Origin of the sequence: Pseudoxanthomonas japonensis, assembly GCF_043632995.1 — a bacterium.
GTDB classification, from domain to species: domain Bacteria; phylum Pseudomonadota; class Gammaproteobacteria; order Xanthomonadales; family Xanthomonadaceae; genus Pseudoxanthomonas_A; species Pseudoxanthomonas_A japonensis.
This window is the reverse complement of sequence record NZ_CP171632.1, coordinates 2343354-2361426: the sequence shown is the minus strand read 5'-3', so window position 1 is coordinate 2361426 and position 18073 is coordinate 2343354. Positions and strand designations below refer to the sequence as shown.

General features: G+C 66.7%; 18 protein-coding genes. 4 read left to right on the top strand and 14 right to left on the bottom strand.

Annotation, left to right across the window (positions count from 1 at the left end; genetic code table 11):
- Positions 1-56: 56 nt before the first annotated feature.
- The 7 genes from ACGHX3_RS10855 to ACGHX3_RS10825 all read right to left on the bottom strand — a co-directional run bounded on the left by ACGHX3_RS10855 (position 57) and on the right by ACGHX3_RS10825 (position 8320).
- The gene (locus ACGHX3_RS10855; RefSeq protein WP_394694963.1) at positions 57-1256 is read right to left on the bottom strand and encodes a flagellin; all 1200 of its coding nucleotides are present in this window, start codon (positions 1254-1256) and stop codon (positions 57-59) included.
- Between the two features lie 174 nt (positions 1257-1430).
- The gene (locus ACGHX3_RS10850) at positions 1431-2591 is read right to left on the bottom strand and encodes a flagellin (protein ID WP_394694962.1); all 1161 of its coding nucleotides are present in this window, start codon (positions 2589-2591) and stop codon (positions 1431-1433) included.
- A 187-nt stretch (positions 2592-2778) separates the two neighbouring features.
- Positions 2779-3996: a flagellin gene (locus ACGHX3_RS10845; RefSeq protein WP_394694961.1), complete on the bottom strand. Its 1218-nt coding sequence runs from the start codon at positions 3994-3996 to the stop codon at positions 2779-2781.
- Positions 3997-4075: 79 nt separating this feature from the next.
- Positions 4076-5278 (bottom strand): flagellin, encoded by a 1203-nt coding sequence (locus ACGHX3_RS10840; protein WP_394694960.1) that lies wholly within the window; start codon positions 5276-5278, stop codon positions 4076-4078.
- 79 nt (positions 5279-5357) lie between these two features.
- Positions 5358-6554 (bottom strand): flagellin, encoded by a 1197-nt coding sequence (locus tag ACGHX3_RS10835; RefSeq protein ID WP_394694959.1) that lies wholly within the window; start codon positions 6552-6554, stop codon positions 5358-5360.
- A 346-nt stretch (positions 6555-6900) separates the two neighbouring features.
- Positions 6901-7482 carry a hypothetical protein gene (locus ACGHX3_RS10830; RefSeq protein ID WP_213604110.1) on the bottom strand — a complete coding sequence of 194 codons (582 nt, stop codon included), beginning with the start codon at positions 7480-7482 and terminating at the stop codon, positions 6901-6903.
- A complete protein-coding gene (locus ACGHX3_RS10825) occupies positions 7466-8320 on the bottom strand; it encodes a hypothetical protein (protein ID WP_394694958.1) in 855 nt (284 codons plus the stop codon). Before ACGHX3_RS10825 ends, ACGHX3_RS10830 begins: the two co-directional genes overlap by 17 nt.
- A gap of 163 nt (positions 8321-8483) precedes the next feature.
- Here ACGHX3_RS10825 and ACGHX3_RS10820 point away from each other — a divergent pair, with 163 nt between their 5' ends.
- Complete coding sequence (locus ACGHX3_RS10820; protein WP_394694957.1) at positions 8484-8894, top strand: hypothetical protein; 411 nt, start codon at positions 8484-8486, stop codon at positions 8892-8894.
- 69 nt (positions 8895-8963) lie between these two features.
- On the opposite strand, the gene ACGHX3_RS10815 is transcribed toward ACGHX3_RS10820, so the two are convergent.
- Entirely contained in the window at positions 8964-9371 is a 408-nt protein-coding gene (locus ACGHX3_RS10815; protein WP_394694956.1) for a GFA family protein, read from the bottom strand.
- Positions 9372-9458: 87 nt separating this feature from the next.
- Here ACGHX3_RS10815 and ACGHX3_RS10810 point away from each other — a divergent pair, with 87 nt between their 5' ends.
- Positions 9459-10409 (top strand): helix-turn-helix transcriptional regulator, encoded by a 951-nt coding sequence (locus tag ACGHX3_RS10810; protein ID WP_394694955.1) that lies wholly within the window; start codon positions 9459-9461, stop codon positions 10407-10409.
- A 329-nt stretch (positions 10410-10738) separates the two neighbouring features.
- Here ACGHX3_RS10810 and ACGHX3_RS10805 read toward each other — a convergent pair whose 3' ends face one another.
- Positions 10739-11365 carry a TetR/AcrR family transcriptional regulator gene (locus ACGHX3_RS10805; RefSeq protein WP_162337886.1) on the bottom strand — a complete coding sequence of 209 codons (627 nt, stop codon included), beginning with the start codon at positions 11363-11365 and terminating at the stop codon, positions 10739-10741.
- On the bottom strand, positions 11366-11623 hold the full coding sequence (locus tag ACGHX3_RS10800; protein ID WP_313927035.1) for an acyl-CoA-binding protein: 258 nt from the start codon (positions 11621-11623) through the stop codon (positions 11366-11368).
- Positions 11624-11774: 151 nt separating this feature from the next.
- Here ACGHX3_RS10800 and ACGHX3_RS10795 point away from each other — a divergent pair, with 151 nt between their 5' ends.
- Both ACGHX3_RS10795 and ACGHX3_RS10790 read left to right on the top strand, forming a co-directional pair.
- The gene (locus ACGHX3_RS10795; protein WP_394694954.1) at positions 11775-13763 is read left to right on the top strand and encodes an SDR family oxidoreductase; all 1989 of its coding nucleotides are present in this window, start codon (positions 11775-11777) and stop codon (positions 13761-13763) included.
- 30 nt (positions 13764-13793) lie between these two features.
- The gene (locus ACGHX3_RS10790; RefSeq protein ID WP_394694953.1) at positions 13794-14399 is read left to right on the top strand and encodes a hypothetical protein; all 606 of its coding nucleotides are present in this window, start codon (positions 13794-13796) and stop codon (positions 14397-14399) included.
- A gap of 20 nt (positions 14400-14419) precedes the next feature.
- Here ACGHX3_RS10790 and ACGHX3_RS10785 read toward each other — a convergent pair whose 3' ends face one another.
- The 4 genes from ACGHX3_RS10785 to ACGHX3_RS10770 form a co-directional block, all read right to left on the bottom strand.
- Positions 14420-14833: a group II truncated hemoglobin gene (locus ACGHX3_RS10785; protein WP_394694952.1), complete on the bottom strand. Its 414-nt coding sequence runs from the start codon at positions 14831-14833 to the stop codon at positions 14420-14422.
- Positions 14834-14917: 84 nt separating this feature from the next.
- Positions 14918-15865: a restriction endonuclease gene (locus ACGHX3_RS10780; protein ID WP_213604124.1), complete on the bottom strand. Its 948-nt coding sequence runs from the start codon at positions 15863-15865 to the stop codon at positions 14918-14920.
- 242 nt (positions 15866-16107) lie between these two features.
- Complete coding sequence (locus ACGHX3_RS10775; protein WP_394694951.1) at positions 16108-16671, bottom strand: phasin family protein; 564 nt, start codon at positions 16669-16671, stop codon at positions 16108-16110.
- A gap of 93 nt (positions 16672-16764) precedes the next feature.
- Entirely contained in the window at positions 16765-18009 is a 1245-nt protein-coding gene (locus ACGHX3_RS10770) for a patatin-like phospholipase family protein (protein WP_394694950.1), read from the bottom strand.
- Between the last annotated feature and the right edge of the window lie 64 nt (positions 18010-18073).

Genomic DNA, 18073 nt, shown 5'->3' with positions numbered 1-18073 from the left:
GAGACGAATCCGTCCGGGACGACAGGGAACTATCAAGGAGGGTGGAGCGGCAGTGCCTAGCGCAGCAGCGACATCACGTTCTGGGGCACCTGGTTGGCCTGGGCCAGCATGGCCGTACCGGCCTCCTGCAGGATCTGGGTGCGGGTCAGTTCGGCGGTTTCCTTGGCGAAGTCGGTGTCGCGGATGCGGCTGCGCGAGGCGGCCAGGTTTTCCGAGCTGGTCTGCAGGTTGGCGACCACCGAGGTGAAGCGGTTCTGCACCGCACCGAGATCGGCGCGGGCCGAGTTCACGACCGTCAGCGCCTTGTCGACGATGGTCACGGCGCGCGAAGCGTCGAGGTACGAGGTCACGTCCAGATCGGACAGGCCCTTCACTTCGCCGGCACCCGGCGTACCGCCGTTCACGCCGCTGCCAGAGACGATGCCGGCCGCACCGCTGGTGCCGTAGACGATGCTGATCGCCGCGGGCGCCCCACTGGCGTTGACGGCTTCACCCACGGTGTAGAACGACCCCGAGGTTCCGGTCGATTCGGCGTAGATGCCGTGTTCGCCGATCTTGGCGTTGATGGCGCCCATCACCTTGGCGGTGACCTGGGCGCCTGTGTCGCCGGCCTTTACATCGACGTCGTCGATCGCGAACGTCTTGCCCGACGCGTTGGTCACCGAGATGGCGGTGATCTTGCCGTCCGCCGTGGCGGTGCCGGTCATGACGTTGACGCCGCCGGTGGACCCGAACTGGGCCTTGCCCAGGGCGGTGGACTTGGCATCCACCACCTTGTCGATGGCGATGGCCTGGCCGGCATTGGCGCCGACCTGGAACAGCTGGCTGGAGAACGAACCGTCCAGCAGCTTGGTGCCGTTGAACTCCGACTGCTTGGCCACGCGATCGATCTCGGCGGTCAGCTGCTTGACCTCGGCGTTCAGCGCGGCGCGGTCGGAGGAGGAATTGGTCGCGTTGGACGATTGCACGGCCAGTTCGCGGATGCGTTGCAGGTTGTTGCCGATCTCGGTCAGCGAACCTTCGGCGACCTGCGCCAGCGAGATGCCGTCGTTGGCGTTGCGCACGGCGACATCGAGGCCGCGGATCTGGGTGGAGAAGCGCTCGGAGATCGCCAGACCGGCGGCGTCGTCCTTCGCGCTGTTGATGCGCAGGCCGGACGACAGGCGCTGGATGGTGGTGGCGAGCGAGGCGCCGCTGGTGCTCAGGTTGCGCTGGGCATTCAACGACATCGTGTTGGTGTTGATGACCTGTGCCATGACGCGGACCCGGGTGGAAGGAAAGGGGATCTACAACGGAGAAGGAAGGCCCGGCGCCGACCACCAAGCCGGTGGAGGGCGGAAGAAGGGGCCAGCCCTTCTTCCCGGCGTCAATCGGAGGGAGACGAATCCATCCGGGACGCCTGCGCCAGGCAACGATTCCTGTAAAGCGGTTTAGCGCAGCAGCGACATCACGTTCTGCGGCACCTGGTTGGCCTGGGCCAGCATGGCCGTACCGGCCTGCTGCAGGATCTGGGTGCGGGTCAGCTCGGCGGTTTCCTTGGCGAAGTCGGTATCGCGGATGCGGCTGCGCGAGGCGGCCAGGTTTTCCGAGCTGGTCTGCAGGTTGGCGACCACCGAGGTGAAGCGGTTCTGCACCGCACCCAGGTCGGCGCGGGCCGAGTTGACCGACTTCAGCGCTTCATCGACCACGTCCAGGGCCTGCTGTGCGCCCTTCACGGAACTGATGTCCAAGCTGGAGATGACGGTCGCGGTCGCGGTGGCGGCTGCGGTGACCGACTGGCCGGCGGTGAACCCGGAATTGGCCGGCGTACCGGCGATGGTCAGGTCCTTGCCGGCCTTGACCGATGCCAGCGTGACCTCGTTGTTGCCGGCGCCACCCACGGTCGCATACACACCGGTTTCGCCCATCTTGGCGTTGATCGCCGTGGACAGGGCCTTGGCGATATCCGCACCTGCGGCGCCGTTCTTGTACTCCACCGTATCGATGGTGACACCGTTGAGTGTCATGCCGGTGATGCTGCCGTCGGCGCCGGCGTCGGCGATGGCGGCACTGGTCACGTCGGCGGCGAACTTGACGTTGCCCAGCGAAGCGGCCTTGGCGTCGACCACCTTGTCGATGGCGATGGCCTGGCCGGCGTTGGCACCGACCTGGAACAGCTGGCTGGAGAACGAGCCGTCCAGCAGCTTGGTGCCGTTGAACTCCGACTGCTTGGCGACACGGTCGATTTCGGCCGACAGCTGCTTCACTTCCGCATTCAGCGCGGCGCGGTCGGACGAGGAGTTCGTCGCGTTGGCCGACTGCACCGACAGCTCGCGGATGCGCTGCAGGTTGTTGCCGATTTCGGTCAGCGAGCCTTCGGCGACCTGCGCCAGCGAGATGCCGTCGTTGGCGTTGCGCACGGCGACATCGAGGCCGCGGATCTGGGTGGAGAAGCGCTCGGAGATCGCCAGACCGGCGGCGTCGTCCTTCGCGCTGTTGATGCGCAGGCCGGACGACAAGCGCTGGATGGTGGTGGCGAGCGAGGCGCCGCTGGTGCTCAGGTTGCGCTGAGCGTTGAGCGACATCGTGTTGGTGTTGATGACCTGTGCCATGACGGGGTCCTGGAAAATGGAAGGGTAAAGCCTGGGGCTCGGGATTGATGCGGAGAGGAACGCCCGGCGCCGACCACCAAGCCGGTGGGAGGCGGAGGAAGGGTTGGGCCCTTCCTCCCGGCGTCAATCGGAGGGAGACGAATCCATCCGGGACGCCCGCGCCAGTCAACGATTCCTGTAAAGCGGTTTAGCGCAGCAGCGACATCACGTTCTGGGGCACCTGGTTGGCCTGGGCCAGCATGGCCGTACCGGCCTGCTGCAGGATCTGGGTGCGGGTCAGCTCCGCGGTTTCCTTGGCGAAGTCGGTGTCGCGGATGCGGCTGCGCGAGGCGGCCAGGTTTTCCGAGCTGGTCTGCAGGTTGGCGACCACCGAGGTGAAGCGGTTCTGCACCGCACCCAGGTCGGCGCGCGCGCCATTGACCGCGTTCAACGCCTTGTCGACGATCTGCAGCGCACGCTGCGCACCGGCGAAGCTGGAGATGTCCAGGTCGTCCGCGAACTTGGCGTCGCCAGCGGCGATGGCCGTGTTGGTCAGCGTGCCACCTGCCAGCGTGCTGGTGATCTGGTCGCCGACGGCGCCTTCCTTCCAGGACGAGAACGAGACAGCGCCGGTCGTGGCGTTCACTTCGGCCGTTACGCCGGTGTCGGCCGTCTTGGCGTTCACCGCGGCGGCGATGGCATTGCCCTGCGCGATCTGGCTGGCGACGCCTGCCTCTGCCGCCGTGGCATAGGTGGCACCTGATGCGGCGACATCGATCGCATCGAAGCTGACCGTGTTGCCGCCGTTGGTCACCGTGAAGGCGGCGATAGTGACGGCATTGTGGCTGTACGGGCCGGCACCCGCCGTGCCGGCGGCGGTGGCGGTGAAGCTGGCGCTGGCGAACAGCGAGCCGCCCAGCGCGTCGGCCTTGGCGTTGACCACCTTGTCGATCGCGATGGCCTGGCCGGCGTTGGCACCGACCTGGAACAGCTGGCTGGAGAACGAGCCGTCCAGCAGCTTGGTGCCGTTGAAGTCCGACTGCTTGGCGACGCGGTCGATTTCGGCCGTGAGCTGCTTCACCTCGGCGTTCAGCGCGGCGCGGTCGGACGAGGAGTTCGTCGCGTTGGCTGACTGCACCGACAGCTCACGGATGCGCTGCAGGTTGTTGCCGATTTCGGTCAGCGAACCTTCGGCGACCTGTGCCAGCGAAATGCCGTCGTTGGCATTGCGCACGGCGACGTCGAGGCCACGGATCTGGGTGGAGAAGCGCTCGGAGATCGCCAGACCGGCCGCGTCGTCCTTGGCGCTGTTGATGCGCAGGCCCGACGACAGACGCTGGATGGTGGTGGCGAGCGAGGCGCCGCTGGTGCTCAGGTTGCGCTGGGCATTCAACGACATCGTGTTGGTGTTGATGACTTGTGCCATGGAGGGTTCCTCAAGGCGTTGGAGAGGTGGGCATCAGGCGTGCGGGGAGAGAATCGCCCGCCCGATGCCGTTCAGCGGCTTAACGCAGCAGGGACATCACGTTCTGCGGCACCTGGTTGGCCTGGGCCAGCATGGCCGTACCGGCCTGCTGCAGGATCTGGGTGCGGGTCAGTTCGGCGGTTTCCTTGGCGAAATCGGTGTCGCGGATGCGGCTGCGCGAGGCGGCCAGGTTTTCCGAGCTGGTCTGCAGGTTGGCGACCACCGAGGTGAAGCGGTTCTGCACCGCACCCAGGTCGGCGCGCGCGCCGTTGACCGAGGTCAGCGCCTTGTCGACGATTTCAAGCGCCTGCTGCGCACCCTTGACCGAGCTGATGTCCAGGTTGCTGGCGAACTGCCTGGCGGGTGCCGAGGCGGCGACGGTCGCCGTGTAGGTCTGGTTCGTGTCGGCGGCGTTGGTGCCCGCCCAGGTACCCACGGTGGCAGTGATCGCCTTGAACGAGCCGTCGGTGTTGCTGCTGTCCTTGACCGAGGTCAGGGTCAGCCCGGTGGTACCGTTGACTTCGGCATACACACCGGTTTCGCCCATCTTGGCGTTGATCGCCGTCGCGACGGCGGTACGCGCGGCCGCGGCCGTGGCCGCACCGTCCGCACCCTGCGTGACCTGCACGCTATCGATGGCCACGCCGTTGATCTGCAGACCGGAGATGCTGACGTTGGCGTTCGCGGTAAGGTCGGCGAGCGTCAGCGCATTGCTGTCGAAGCGGGCGCCGCCCAGGGCGTTGGCCTTGGCGTCGACGACCTTGTCGATGGCGATGGCCTGGCCGGCGTTGGCGCCCACCTGGAACAGCTGGCTGGAGAACGAACCGTCCAGCAGCTTGGTACCGTTGAAGTCGGCCTGCTTGGCGACGCGATCGATTTCGGCGGTGAGCTGCTTGACTTCGGCGTTCAGCGCAGCGCGGTCGGACGAGGAGTTCGTCGCGTTGGCCGACTGCACCGACAGCTCACGGATGCGCTGCAGGTTGTTGCCGATCTCGGTCAGCGAACCTTCGGCGACCTGTGCCAGCGAAATGCCGTCGTTGGCGTTGCGCACCGCGACGTCCAGGCCGCGGATCTGGGTGCTGAAGCGTTCGGAGATGGCCAGACCGGCCGCGTCGTCCTTGGCGCTGTTGATGCGGAGACCCGACGACAGACGCTGGATGGTCGTGGCCAGCGAGGCGCCGCTGGTGCTCAGGTTGCGCTGAGCATTCAACGACATCGTGTTGGTGTTGATTACCTGTGCCATGAGAAGTTTTCCTTAGGCGTGTGTCGCACGGGGGGATGGAGGGTTCGCTTCCCGGCCGTGCAACCCGGGACGCAAAGGCTTAGTTCCGCAGCAGGGACATCACGTTCTGCGGCACCTGGTTGGCCTGGGCCAGCATGGCCGTACCGGCCTGCTGCAGGATCTGGGTGCGGGTCAGTTCGGCGGTTTCCTTGGCGAAATCGGTGTCGCGGATGCGGCTGCGCGAGGCGGCGAGGTTTTCCGAGCTGGTCTGCAGGTTCGCAACGACCGAGGTGAAGCGGTTCTGGATGGCACCCAGGTCGGCGCGCGCGCCGTTGACGGCCGTCAACGCCTTGTCGACGATTTCAAGCGCCTGCTGGGCACCCGCGAAGTTCGAGATGTCCAGGTCGGATACGAACTTCGGCACCTCGCTGGTGGCAGCAGCCGTCGCGGTATAGGCGCCACCCGTGATGGCGACGCCGAAGGCTGCGAAGTCGCCATTGGCGTCCACGCTGGTCTTGATGGAGGTCAGCTCCAGGCCAGTGCCGGCGGCATCGACGTTGGCGTAGATGCCGGTTTCGCCGAGCTTGCCGTTGATATGGGCGGCAAGCGCCTTGGCGGCGGCTTCGTTGGTGGCCGCTACCGACCCCTGGCTCTTCACGGTCAGGTCGTCGAAGGCGACGACATTGCCGGCGCTGTCGGTCAGGGTGAGACCGGTGATGGCGATGTCCGCGGTGGCGGAAGCGGCGGCGGTGATGGCCAGCGTGCCGCTGTCGAACTGCGAACCGCCCAGCGTCGCCGAGCGCGCATCGACCACCTTGTCGATGGCGATGGCCTGGCCGGCGTTGGCGCCCACCTGGAACAGCTGGCTGGTGAAGGAGCCGTCCAGCAGCTTGGTGCCGTTGAAGTCGGCCTGCTTGGCGACGCGGTCGATTTCGGCGGACAGCTGCTTGACTTCCGCGTTCAGCGCGGCACGGTCGGACGCCGAGTTGCTGGCGTTGGAGGACTGCACGGCCAGTTCGCGGATGCGCTGCAGGTTGTTGCCGATCTCGGTCAGCGAGCCTTCGGCGACCTGGGCCAGCGAGATGCCGTCATTGGCATTGCGCACGGCGACGTCGAGGCCACGGATCTGCGTGCTGAAGCGTTCGGAGATGGCCAGACCGGCCGCGTCGTCCTTCGCACTGTTGATGCGCAGGCCCGACGACAGGCGCTGGATGGTGGTGGCCAGAGAGGCGCCGCTGGTGCTCAGGTTGCGCTGAGCGTTGAGCGACATCGTATTGGTGTTGATTACCTGTGCCATGTTCGTCTCCTCTTATTTGGATTCACGGCGTTGAAGGGAAAAGACGCTGCCGGTTGGTTTTGTTGGGCTAGTCGTCTTCGTGTTGCGAAATGAATAACGGCGCTGCCAAAAAAACCTTTAGGGGTCGTGCAAAAAAATGTGTTAGGCGCCGGAAAGCCCCGCGGCGCGTGCGTTTCGGCGGGCGCCGAAAACGTGACGGAGACCCTAAAGAAGGGACGGGAACGGCCGTTAAGGGCGCCCTTCAGGGCAAAAGGCGCATGCACGAGCGCACGCGACGTGGCCGCCTGGCGACGGTCATCGTTACATGCGTCAGCGAAGTGCGTGCGTCACCGCACGCGCGTGGCGATCAGGGCCTGGGCGTGCGCCACGCGTCGGCGGGATCTGCGAGCAACGAAATATCCGGCAGCCGGTATTCGCATCCCACCAGCGTGCGTCCCCGCAGGCCCGGACGCTCATCGGCGTAGACGACCAGCGCGTGCGCGTCGTCGAGTGCGCCGGACAGCGGCGCATCCTTGCTTTCTTCCAGCGTGCGCTCGAGTTGCGCGGTCGCCTGTTCGATCGGGCTGTCCACCAGCAACAGCACGCGGTTGTCGGTGATGAGCACGGCGTCGCTTTCGTGGCCCCAGGCGTTGACCGGTTCTTCCAGGCGATACAGGTCCATCATCGGCGCGCTGTACTGGCGCTCGGTCTGCACGAACTCGGTGGGGCGCTCGCGGCGCAACCGCGGCAGCAGCCGGGACAGGTCGGCGACGGTCGTGCGACAGGTCAGCGCAGCAACCAGCGTATCGGTTGGTCCTTCCGGTACGGCGGGTGCCACCGGCGTGCTTGCCGCCGGGGCTGCCGCGGGCGGTGCGGCCAGGGCGGGCACCGCGCCGGCCAGCCAAAAGGCGGCCAGCGCGAGGGGCAGGGACTTACTCGATCTGCGCATTCGCGTGGGCGGCGTCCAGCGCTTCCATGGCGTCGCGCGGCTTCAGCTTGCCGGCCTTCTCGAACGACGACGCGGCCGCATCTTCCTTCTTGTCGCCGTGCAGGAGCAGCAGCACGTTGGCGTACTCGACGTGCGCGATGGGCGAGTCCGGTGTCAGCTTGAGGGCGGTCTTGATGTGCGATTCGGCCTCGCTGGCCTTGGCGCCGTAGGTCAGGCCGCCGATCATCGCGCCGATCTTGTCGATGATCTCGGCGTGGTAGAGCGCCAGCGCGGTATGCGCTTCGGCGTGCTTCGGTTCGCGTTCCAGCGTCGCGTCCAGCGCGGCGCGCACCTTGCCGGCGATGCCCTGCTTGAGCGCCTTGGCGATGCTCAGACCCTGGCTGTAGCGCCCCAGTGCGAACGCGTGGCGGTAATGGCTGTTGGCCTCGTCAGGCAGCGCCTTGATGGCGGCCTCCGCCAGTTTGGCCGCCTGCTCGAAGCGCTTGAGCTGCTCGGCTTCGTCCTCCACCAGATAGGTGGCGTGGATGCCGATGGCCTTCACCGCGACGGAGGCGCCTAGCGGGCCGAGCGCCTCACCGGCCTCATAGGCGGCCTGGAAGTCGCCCCGGTGGAATGCACGCCAAGCGTCCTGCAGGCGCTGCGCGAGGTCGGCGGGTTCGATGCCCTTGGCGGCCTTGCCTGCGGCCGCGATCAGTGCCTTGGCGCGTTTCTCGTCGGGGTAGGGCTCCTGATCGCCGGCATGCAGGGCGGGCCAGGCCTTCTTCAATGCATCACCGGCGTAGGCATAAGCCTTGGCGTCGTGCGGAAACGGGGCCCACTTCGAAGATTTCGCTGCCATCGGTCGTCCCTCCCAAAGTGCGGCGAGCATCGCCGCGAACGCGGTCCGCAGGCAACCCCTACGCAATCCGTCGCGTCAGCGGCCAATAGTGTGATTGCTCGACGCAGGCCCGACAGCATCCACTCATGGAAGCCGGCCACCGGGGTCGGCATGTGGATGCCCCATGGCCACCAAGAAGACCACCCGCAAGACCCCCGAACCCACCCTGCGCCACGTCTGGCTCGCCGGACTCGGCTTGATCGCCGTGGCCCGTCGCGAGGCCATCGGCGCCGCCAATGATGCCGTCGGCAAGCTGCAGGCCGCGCGCCAGCAGGCGGAAGCCCTCGCTGGGCAGGCGCAGCGCGATGTGCTGGGACGCCTGGCGGATGTCCGCGAACAGGGTGAGGCCAGCGTGGAGCGGTTCAGCGCCGACGTCGAAGCCCGCCTGCAGCCCGTGCTGGTGAAGCTGGGCCTGAAGAAGCCCGCCCGCAAGATCGCGACCCGCACGCGCAAGAAGCCGGCCGCCAAGCGCACGCGCGCCGCCGCACCCCGCAAGCCCGCCGCGAAGCGCCCGGCCCGTCGCAGCCGCGCCTGATCGCCCGCGCCGCGTACCAGGTGAAGAGAACGCCCCGGCATGCCGGGGCGTTCTGCCATGGAAGCCCGTTCAGAGGTGCCGGGTGACGGCGGGCTCCGAGAACCAGTCGTTGTCGCGCCCGTTGGCGTAGCGGATGGGGATGTCCGCGAGCACGACGGGCTCGACGCCATCCAGGCAGGCCAGGTTCACCGAGTAATAGCGCCCGCCCAGCACCTCCAGGTCGCCTCGGCCGAATGACTTCACGCCGCAGTGCCGGCAGAACAGGTGTTCGACCATGCCGCTGCCGAAGGGATAGCGGGTGAGGGCGTCTTCGCCCTGCTGCAGGCGGAACGCATCCGGCTTCACCACCGTGCCCCAGTAGCGGGTCTTGGTGCAGATCGAACAATTGCAACGCCCGCTGCCGGCGGCCAGGTCGAGATCGACCTCGTAGCGCACGGCGCCACAGTGGCAACTCCCCTGGTAGGTCTGGATGGTCATTCGGCCTTGCTCCTGACGGGAAGAGGGCGCCAGTGTCGCGGCGATTGGGGACAGAAACAGTCCTCGATGGACATGCATACTGGCCCCATGCTCAGTACCTCCAACCGCCTTCTGCGCCTTCTGTCGCTGATGCAGTCCCGCCGCCACTGGACCGGCGCGGAACTGAGCCAGCGCCTGGAGGTGGACCGCCGGACGCTCCGGCGCGACGTCGAACGCCTGCGCGAACTGGGGTATCCCATCGACGCCTCGCCCGGACTGGGTGGCGGCTACCGGCTGGGTTCCGGCTCGGCCATGCCGCCGGTGCTGCTGGAAGACGATGAGGCCGTCGCGGTGGCGGTGGCCCTGCGCACCGCCGCGGCCAGCGTGGGGCGCATGGAAGACACCGCGTTGCGACTGCTGTCCAAGCTCGACCAGTGGCTGCCCGCGCGCCTGCGCAAGCGGGCCAGCGCGCTGTACTCGGTCACCCTGTCGCTCGCCGGGGGCGTGCCGACGTCCGACGTCGACCTGCTGCTGCGCATCGCCAGCGCCTGCCGCGATGGCTTCCGTTTGCGCATGCAGTACCGCGACCGCAGCCAGCGCGCCAGCGAGCGCGTGATCGAGCCGCTGCGCCTGGTGCACACCGGCAGCCGCTGGTATCTGGTCGCGTGGGACCTGAAGCGGGAAGACTGGCGTACGTTCCGCGTGGACCGGGTGCAGTCGCTGCACGACACCGGCATGCAGTTCCCACCGAGGGAGTTTCCCGGCGACGTGGCGGATTATGTGGCCAAGTCGATCACCCAGCCGTTCACGCGTTACCAGATCCGGTTGCGCCTGCCGGGCTCCATCGAAGAACAGGCCGCACGCGTACCGCCGTGGTGCGGCATCCTCGAAGCCGGGGATGCGCATCACTGCATGCTTGAACTGGGTGCCGAATCGATCGATGCGCTGCTGGCGCTGATGGCCCTGATCGGGCCGGACTTCGAGATCGTCGACGATCGCGGCCTGCTGCCCGAGCTGCGCGCGGCGTCGAGCCGCCTGGGCGACCGGCTGGCCGCCTGACGCCTGAGGCGTTGCTGGCGCGCACCCCTAGAGCGGGCTCGCTCCGCTGCTCCTCTTCATGCCCACGCCACCGACACTCCGCGGCGTCGAGCAAGCTCGACGCTACGTCCGTCCGGGGGCACTCCGTAGAGCGGAGCTTGCTCCGCTGCTCCTCTTCATTCCCGCGCCACCGACACTCCGCGGCGTCGAGCAAGCTCGACGCTACGTCAGGGTCTCGCCTGCGTTCGGGGCACTCCGTAGAGCGGAGCTTGCTCCGCTGCGCTTCGTTCCGTACTCACGGCAGCCGCACCGAACCGCATCGGAACAACAGACGCCACGGTCGACACGCGTCAGTCGGTATACGCCTGCGTCAACGTATTCAGGTGCACGCGCTCGGCGTCGCGCAGGAAGGGCGCCACCAGCATCATCACCTGCACGATGCCCTGGCGGATGGCGGCCTGTTCGTCCTTCTCGCCGCGCGTGGCCGCGTAATTCAGCCAGAAGGTGGAGATCACCAGCACGTTGGTGGCGGTGGCGGCGAGTTCCGCCGCCGACGCGCGCATCACGCCCGCATGGCCCATGCCGCGCATCACCGCGTGCGCGCTGTCGTCGGCGCGCTTGAGGATGCGGGCGAAGCGCAGCCGCAGACGGCGGTTGCGGCTGAGGATCTCGACCAGGTCGCGGTACAGGAAGCGATAGTCCCAGATGCACTCGAACACCAGGTGCAACTGCAGCCAGATGTCCTCCAGCCCGGGCAGCCGGTCGGTCGGCGGCGTCAGGGCGGCATCCATGCGCTCTTCGTAGCGGGCGAAGAGCTGCTCGATGATGTCGTCCTTGTTGCGGAAGTGGTAGTACAGGTTGCCGGGGCTGATCTCCAGCTCGTCGGCGATGTGGTTGGTGGTGACGTGCGGCTCGCCCTGCGTGTTGAACATCGCCAGGGCGGCGTCGAGGATGCGCTGGCGGGTATCGCGCGCCACTTAAGCGGTGAGCTTCTTCACCAGGTCCACGTATTTCTTCTGCGCGTCTTCCTGCGCCGTGCCCTTCAGCTTGGCCCACGCTTCGTACTTGGCGGTGCCGACGAAGTCGAAGAAGCCGGGCTTGTCGCCCTTCACGTCGCCCTCCGAGCCCTGCTTGTACAGCCCGTACAGCCGCAGCAGCGTGTCGTTGTCCGGGCGCTCGGTCAGCGTCTGGATGTCCTTCGATGCCTGCTCGAACGCGCTCTTCAGATCTGCCATGGATGATCCCTCCCAGTGATCGGGGCCATCACACCACGGGTGGTGGGGGCGGTCAATCCGTGACGGGATTGTCGAACGTGGGCGGCTCTGGCAAGTTAGCCCGCAGGGCGGTCGGAGGGGCTGGCCCACAAAATTCGAGGATTGGGTCGTCATGAGCTATTTCGTCACGGGCGCCACGGGATTCATTGGCCGCTACCTGGTCGGCAACCTCCTCAAGCGCAGCGGGACGGTCCACGTGCTGGTCCGCAAGGACTCGCAGAAGAAATTCGACGCCATCGCGAAGAAGGCCGGCTGGGACATGAAGCGCGTGTCCGTGGTGCATGGCGACATGACCAAGCCCAGGTGCGGACTGACACCCGCCCAGTTGCGCGCGCTCACCGGCAAGGTGAAGCATTTCTTCCACCTGGCGGCCGTATACGACCTGACCGCGAGCCGCGAAGCCCAGCAGGCCGCGAACATCGACGGCACCCAGCACGCGCTTGACCTGGCCGCCGCGCTGAAGGCCGGCTGCTTCCACCACACCAGTTCCATCGCTGCCGCGGGCCTGTATCCGGGCATCTTCCGCGAGGACATGTTCGACGAAGCCGAAGGACTGGACGATCCCTACCTGCGCACCAAGCACGATTCCGAAGGGCTGGTGCGCAGGGAAACCCGCATCAAGTGGCGCATCTACCGTCCTGGCATGGTGGTTGGCCATTCGAAGACCGGCGAGATCGACAAGATCGATGGCCCGTACTACTTCTTCACTCTGATCAAGAAGTTGCGCGAACTGCTGCCGCAGTGGGTGCCGGTGCTCGGCATCGAGGGCGGCCGCATCAACATCGTGCCGGTGGATTTCGTCGCCGATGCGATGGACCACATCGCGCACAAGCCGAAGCTGGACGGCCACACCTTCCACCTGACCGATCCCGAGCCGATGCGCGTCGGCGAGGTGCTGAACACCTTCTGCCGCGCGGGCCATGCGCCGGAAATGACCATGCGCATCGACGCGCGCATGTTCGCCTTCGTGCCCGGCAGCATCCGCATGGCGGTCGGCAACCTGCCGCCCGTGCGACGCTTCATCGGCATGCTGCTGCGCGACTTCAAGATCCCGAAGGAAGTGCTGAAGTTCATCACCTATCCGACGCGCTTCGACAGCCGCGAGACCGAGCGTGCGCTGAAAGGCAGCGGCATTGCGGTGCCGCGCCTGGACGACTACGCATGGCGCCTGTGGGACTACTGGGAACGCCACCTCGACCCGGACCTGTTCATCGACCGCTCGCTGAAGGGCAAGGTGCGCAACAAGGTGGTGGTGATCACGGGCGGTTCGTCGGGCATCGGCCTGTCCACCGCGCAGCGCGTCGCCGAAGCGGGCGCGACGACGATCATCGTCGCGCGTGGCGAGGAAGAGCTGTTCAAGGCCCGCGACGACATGAAGAAAGCGGGCGGAAAAGTGTTCGCCTACACGGCGGATCTCGCCGACATGGCGGACTGCGACCGGCTGGTGAAGACGGTGCTGGACGAGCACGGCCACGTCGACATCCTGATCAACAACGCGGGCCGCTCGATCCGTCGCTCCATCGAGGCCAGCTACGACCGCTTCCACGATTTCGAGCGCACGATGCAGCTGAACTACTTCGGCAGCATCCGCCTGATCATGGGTTTCCTGCCCAAGATGACCGAGCGCCGCAAGGGCCACATCATCAACATCAGTTCTATCGGCGTGCTGGCCAATTCACCGCGTTTCTCGGCGTACGTGGCATCGAAGGCGGCGCTGGATGCGTTCAGCCGCTGCGCGCAGGGCGAGCTGTCGGGCAAGGGCATCAGCTTCACCACCATCAACATGCCGCTGGTGAAGACGCCGATGATCGCGCCCACCAAGATGTACGACAGCGTGCCCACGCTGTCGCCCGAAGAAGCCGCCGACCTGCTGGTCAAGGCCATCATCGAGAAGCCGAGCCGCATCGCGACGCGCCTCGGCATCTTCGCGGCGCTGGTCAATGCGGTCGCACCCAAGGCCTACGAAGTGGTGATGAACACCGCGTTCGAACTGTTCCCGGACTCGGCCGCCGCCAAGGGCGACCGCAAGGCGCTGAAGGAGTCCGCGCCCAGCCAGGAGCAGATCGCCTTTGCCTCCCTGATGCGGGGCGTGCACTGGTAGCGAGGTGCTGCCGTGGTCGAGACAAGGAGAGTGCTCGGACTGTCGATCTCGATGGTCTTGTTGGGCTTGGCGTTGCTCTGGGGATTGTATGTCTACCGGGTTAGCCAGAGTCGGCAGCTGAATCAGCGCATCGCCATCGAAAATCAGGCCATCGGATCGCACGAGCGTTTGCAGATGTTGCGCGCGATCATGGGCTTGGCGCCCACGCAACTTGAGTGCGCGAACGCGCAGCTCACCATTTCGATGGCGCATTTCGCATGCGGCATAGAGGGGAGCGTCCAAGTACAGGTGCGGCCCGATGGCAACGTCCTGTACGAAGGAACCCGAAGGAGTGGCTACACGGTGGATGGGGTCTACGCGGCGCGCCTAGTCCGACAACTCTCTCCGTCGCAGCGGAAGCACTTGACCGAATTGGTAGAGCGCTGGCCCAAGTTTGACCCTCAACGGCAACCTTACCGCCCGCATTACTCCATTTCGCCATACGCCATGCTTGTTTGCATTGATGGCCAACGGTACGGGATCCCTTCGACGGCTAGCCCGCAGGACCAGCCGCGGCCTGATGAGGAGTTACTTCAAGTTCTCGGCGCAATGCCTACGAAAGCACCCAACGTTCCAGAGACTGTCTGCTTTCATTGAAGCAACACAAAGTGTTGCTATTAGGCGTCAGCCCACCGCAACGGCACCGCCTGCAGGTTGCGCATGTGCAGCGCCAGGGGCTCGATCCGCGACCAGATGACATCGCGCAGTACCACGTCATCCACCGTTTCGGTCATCGCGCCATGGAAACAGGCCAGCCAGCCGCTGGCTTCCTCCATGCCGATACGGAACGGCAGGTGGCGGGCGCGCAGCATCGGTGCACCGTGCTTCTGCGTGAACAACGGTGGCCCGCCCAGCCAGCCGCTGAGGAACTCGAACAGCTTCTGCTCGCTGCCGTCGAGCGAGTCCGGATGTTGCGCGCGCACGGCGGCCGCTTCGGGCAGTGTGTCCATCAGCGCGTACATGCGTTGCGTCATCCGGCGCAGGCCGGCTTCGCCGCCGATGCGGTCGTAGAGTGTGGGGGCGTCTGTCATGGGAGGGGTCGCGGAAGGATCGCGGAGATCATCCTTCCGCTCGACGGACACGCACAGCGACCGAACGTCGCGGCGTGCGGGTGATCACATCGTCTTGCACTGCCGCCAGCGCACCGGTTCGCTGCTGCCCGGTGGCGGATTGAGCTGCACCCGGCTGGCGCGCAACGCCGGGTAACGCTCCAGTTCCAGGCAGATCCACGGCCAGACTTCCTTCTCGCTCGCCGTGCGGTCGATGCTCAGGGTCAGCTTGGTCTGCCAGACACCGCGGGTGATGCCCGGGGTCTTCGACAGCGCCTTCAGCACGCTGGCCATCTGCGCTTCAAGCTCGGCGTCGGTCGGCTCCTGGAAGCTCTCCTGGGCGACCGGCGGCGGCGAGGCGGGCGTTTCGGGGCGCGCCACGGCGGCAGGCGCCGGCGGCGCGGGCGCTTCATCGCGTGCCGGATGCGTGCCCGACCAGGCGGCCATCGCCAGCGCGCCGAGGGTCACGGCACCCAGCCACGAGATGCTGGTGTGGCGCTTGGCGCGGCCGGACGCGTACCGGGTGATCTCGTCGAGCAGCGCGGGTTCGATCAGGTGGCGGACTTCCGGCCACAGCCGCGGACCATCGAGCAGTTCGATCGTGGTGCCCTGGGCGGCGTCGCGGCCTTCCTTCTCGACCTTGCCCTCGGTGGCCAGGATGCCGCCCCTGGCAGCGCCCAGCCGGATGCTGGCGGCCAGTTCCTGTACCGGCGCAGCGGCGATGCGGTAGGCCGAGCCGTGCTTGCAGGACAGCAGCCAGCGTTCCTCGCCCCGGGCGAGCAGGAAGGTCGATTGCGGTTCGCGCGATTCCTGCTGTTCGGGTACCGCTTCCACCAGGCCCCGTTCGGCCATCGCGGCGAGGACGAGTTTGGAGAACTCGCGCCAGCGCAGTCCGGACAGTGCGTGCAGGCCGTAGGACATCTCGTCGCGGGGACGACGGACCAGCCAGAAATAGAGGGTGGCGGCGATGCCGCTCACCAGGGTGACGGCCAGGCCAATGAGCCAGATGGACATGTTGCGCGGGAGTGTTGTTGTTATTAGACCCGCGATTCTACCGGGCCGGCCCTGCGCATGTCTGTGAGGAGCCTGCACCACGCCTGTGACAGGGCGGGGAAGTGCCCGCCAGTCCGAAGCCGTAAGGGGAGGGGAGCAAACGAACTTCGATGGACTGGCGGGCGGAATGATTGTTACGTCATTCGATGTTGCCGCGCAACAAAAAATTGTTCAGAAATGCGCACGAAACATCATGTGCCGCCTTATGGTGCAGCCTTCTTGCGCGATGCACGCTTGGCGGGCGTTTTCTTCGCCGCCGGTGCCGTTTTTTTGGCGTTGGCAGCCTTGCGCGGACGCGCGGTGCGGGCCGTTTTCGCCGCCGGGACGCCGCCCAGCTTGCGCAGTTCGGCGTTCAGCGCGTCAACGCGATCGATCAGCGTGGACAGGTCTTCGCGGCTGGGGACTTCCAGGCGGCGCAGTGCGCGGTGCACGCGTTCCTCGAACACCTTTTCCAGGCGGTCCCACGTATCCGAGGCGCGTTCGCGCGCCTGCCCGACCGTGGTCTCGACCGCATCGCGCATGGCCTGCGCCTTGCCGCCGGCGGCCTTGCGGGTGACGTGCTCCAGCGACAGGCCTTCCTTCACCAGCGTCTCGAACAGCTTGGTGCCTTCGGCTTGCGCGCGACCGAACGCGCCGACACCGGCCAGCCAGACCTGTTGTGCGGATTCGCCGAGGCGCTTGGACATCTGCTCGGCCTGCGCCTGCAGGTCTTCGTTCTTGGAAGCGGAAGCGGTCTTCTTGCGTGCGGATTTCTTCAGCGTGGCCATGGCGTTCCGTCGTTGGGTGGTCTTGGGAGTGCGTGCAGGTTCGACGCCGCGTCTAGAGTTTTCACACCAGCGGGTGACGCGGCCGTGAGCGGATCAGGAGCGTCGCGCCGCCCGGTGCCGCGAAACCAGCTGGTCCACGTCGTCGAGGGCACGGCGCAGGCGGGCGGTGGTTTCGGTCATGCGCGGGGTCACGTCCAGCCCGTCCAGGATCGAGCGATGGCGATCGTTGACGATGTCCTCGTTGTAGCGGATACCGTGCGCCGCCAGCATCGGCTTGAGCACGGCAGCGCGCTTGCGCAGGTCGGCCAGCGTGTTGCGGTAGGCCAGCTGGCAGACGCGGTGGCGTGAGGAAAAGCTGAAGAGGTTGGTGAAGAACAGTTCGCTGTCGTCCGCGTTCGGCTCGAATACCAGCTGGTCGATGTCCGGGTAACGGTGCGGGTATTTCTCCATGCCGATCTGCATGCGCGACTGCAGCAGCGTGCGCAGCGTCTGCGACAGCACCGCCGGCAGGCCGCCGCTGGCCAGGCCGACCTGTTCGGCTTCGTCCGCCTGCGGCGTGGCCTGGTTGGCGTCGAACGGGACCAGCGGGTTGATGCCGATCATCAGGTCGATGCCGCGGTCGAGCACGGTGCTTGCGTGCATCGTGCGGCGCAGGGCGCCATCGAGGAAATGGCGTCCGCCGATCTCGACCGGCGGATACAGGCCGGGCAGGGCGGAGCTGGCCTGCACCGCGCGCGAGATCGGGATGTCGTCCCAGCCTTCTTCGCCGAAGCGCACCGCCTCGCCGCTGTCCAGGTCGACCGCGACCACGAACAGGTCGGCGTCGAGGCTGCGGAAATCGTTGCTGCGGCCGCGCCGGCTGAAGATGTCGCGCAGGAAGCGCTCCACTTCCTCGTTGTCGAAGATGCCGGTCGGCACCAGCCCGCCGAAGCGCAGGAACAGGTCGGACCAGCGCGTGGCGCGGCGCGGGTTGCGCATCAGCCGCGACAGCCAGTCGGCGTACAGACCGGGCAGGCTGGCAGCCCGCCGCAGGTACTCGCCGACGTTGGGGCGCAGGAAGGTCTCGGGACGGAACTGGGCGTCGTCGCTGGTGCCGGTGATGAAGATGCGGCACATCTCGGCCGTGCCCATGCGGTTGGCCAGCCCGGCCGCGAGGAAGGCGCCGGAGCTGACGCCCACGTAGCAGTCCATCCGGGTCAGGTCCAGGCCGTCCAGCGCTTCATCCAGGGCGCGCAGCGCGCCCAGCTCGTACATGCCGCCGATGGGGCCGCCGCCGGCGATGGCCAGCCCGATCTTGCCGTTGTGGCCCCGTTTCCGCGCGCTGTGGATCGAAAGCATGTACTACCCGTGGTGACCTTGCCGCCGGAGTGTAGCCGACCGGCCCGCGGGTTGCGGTGGTCGC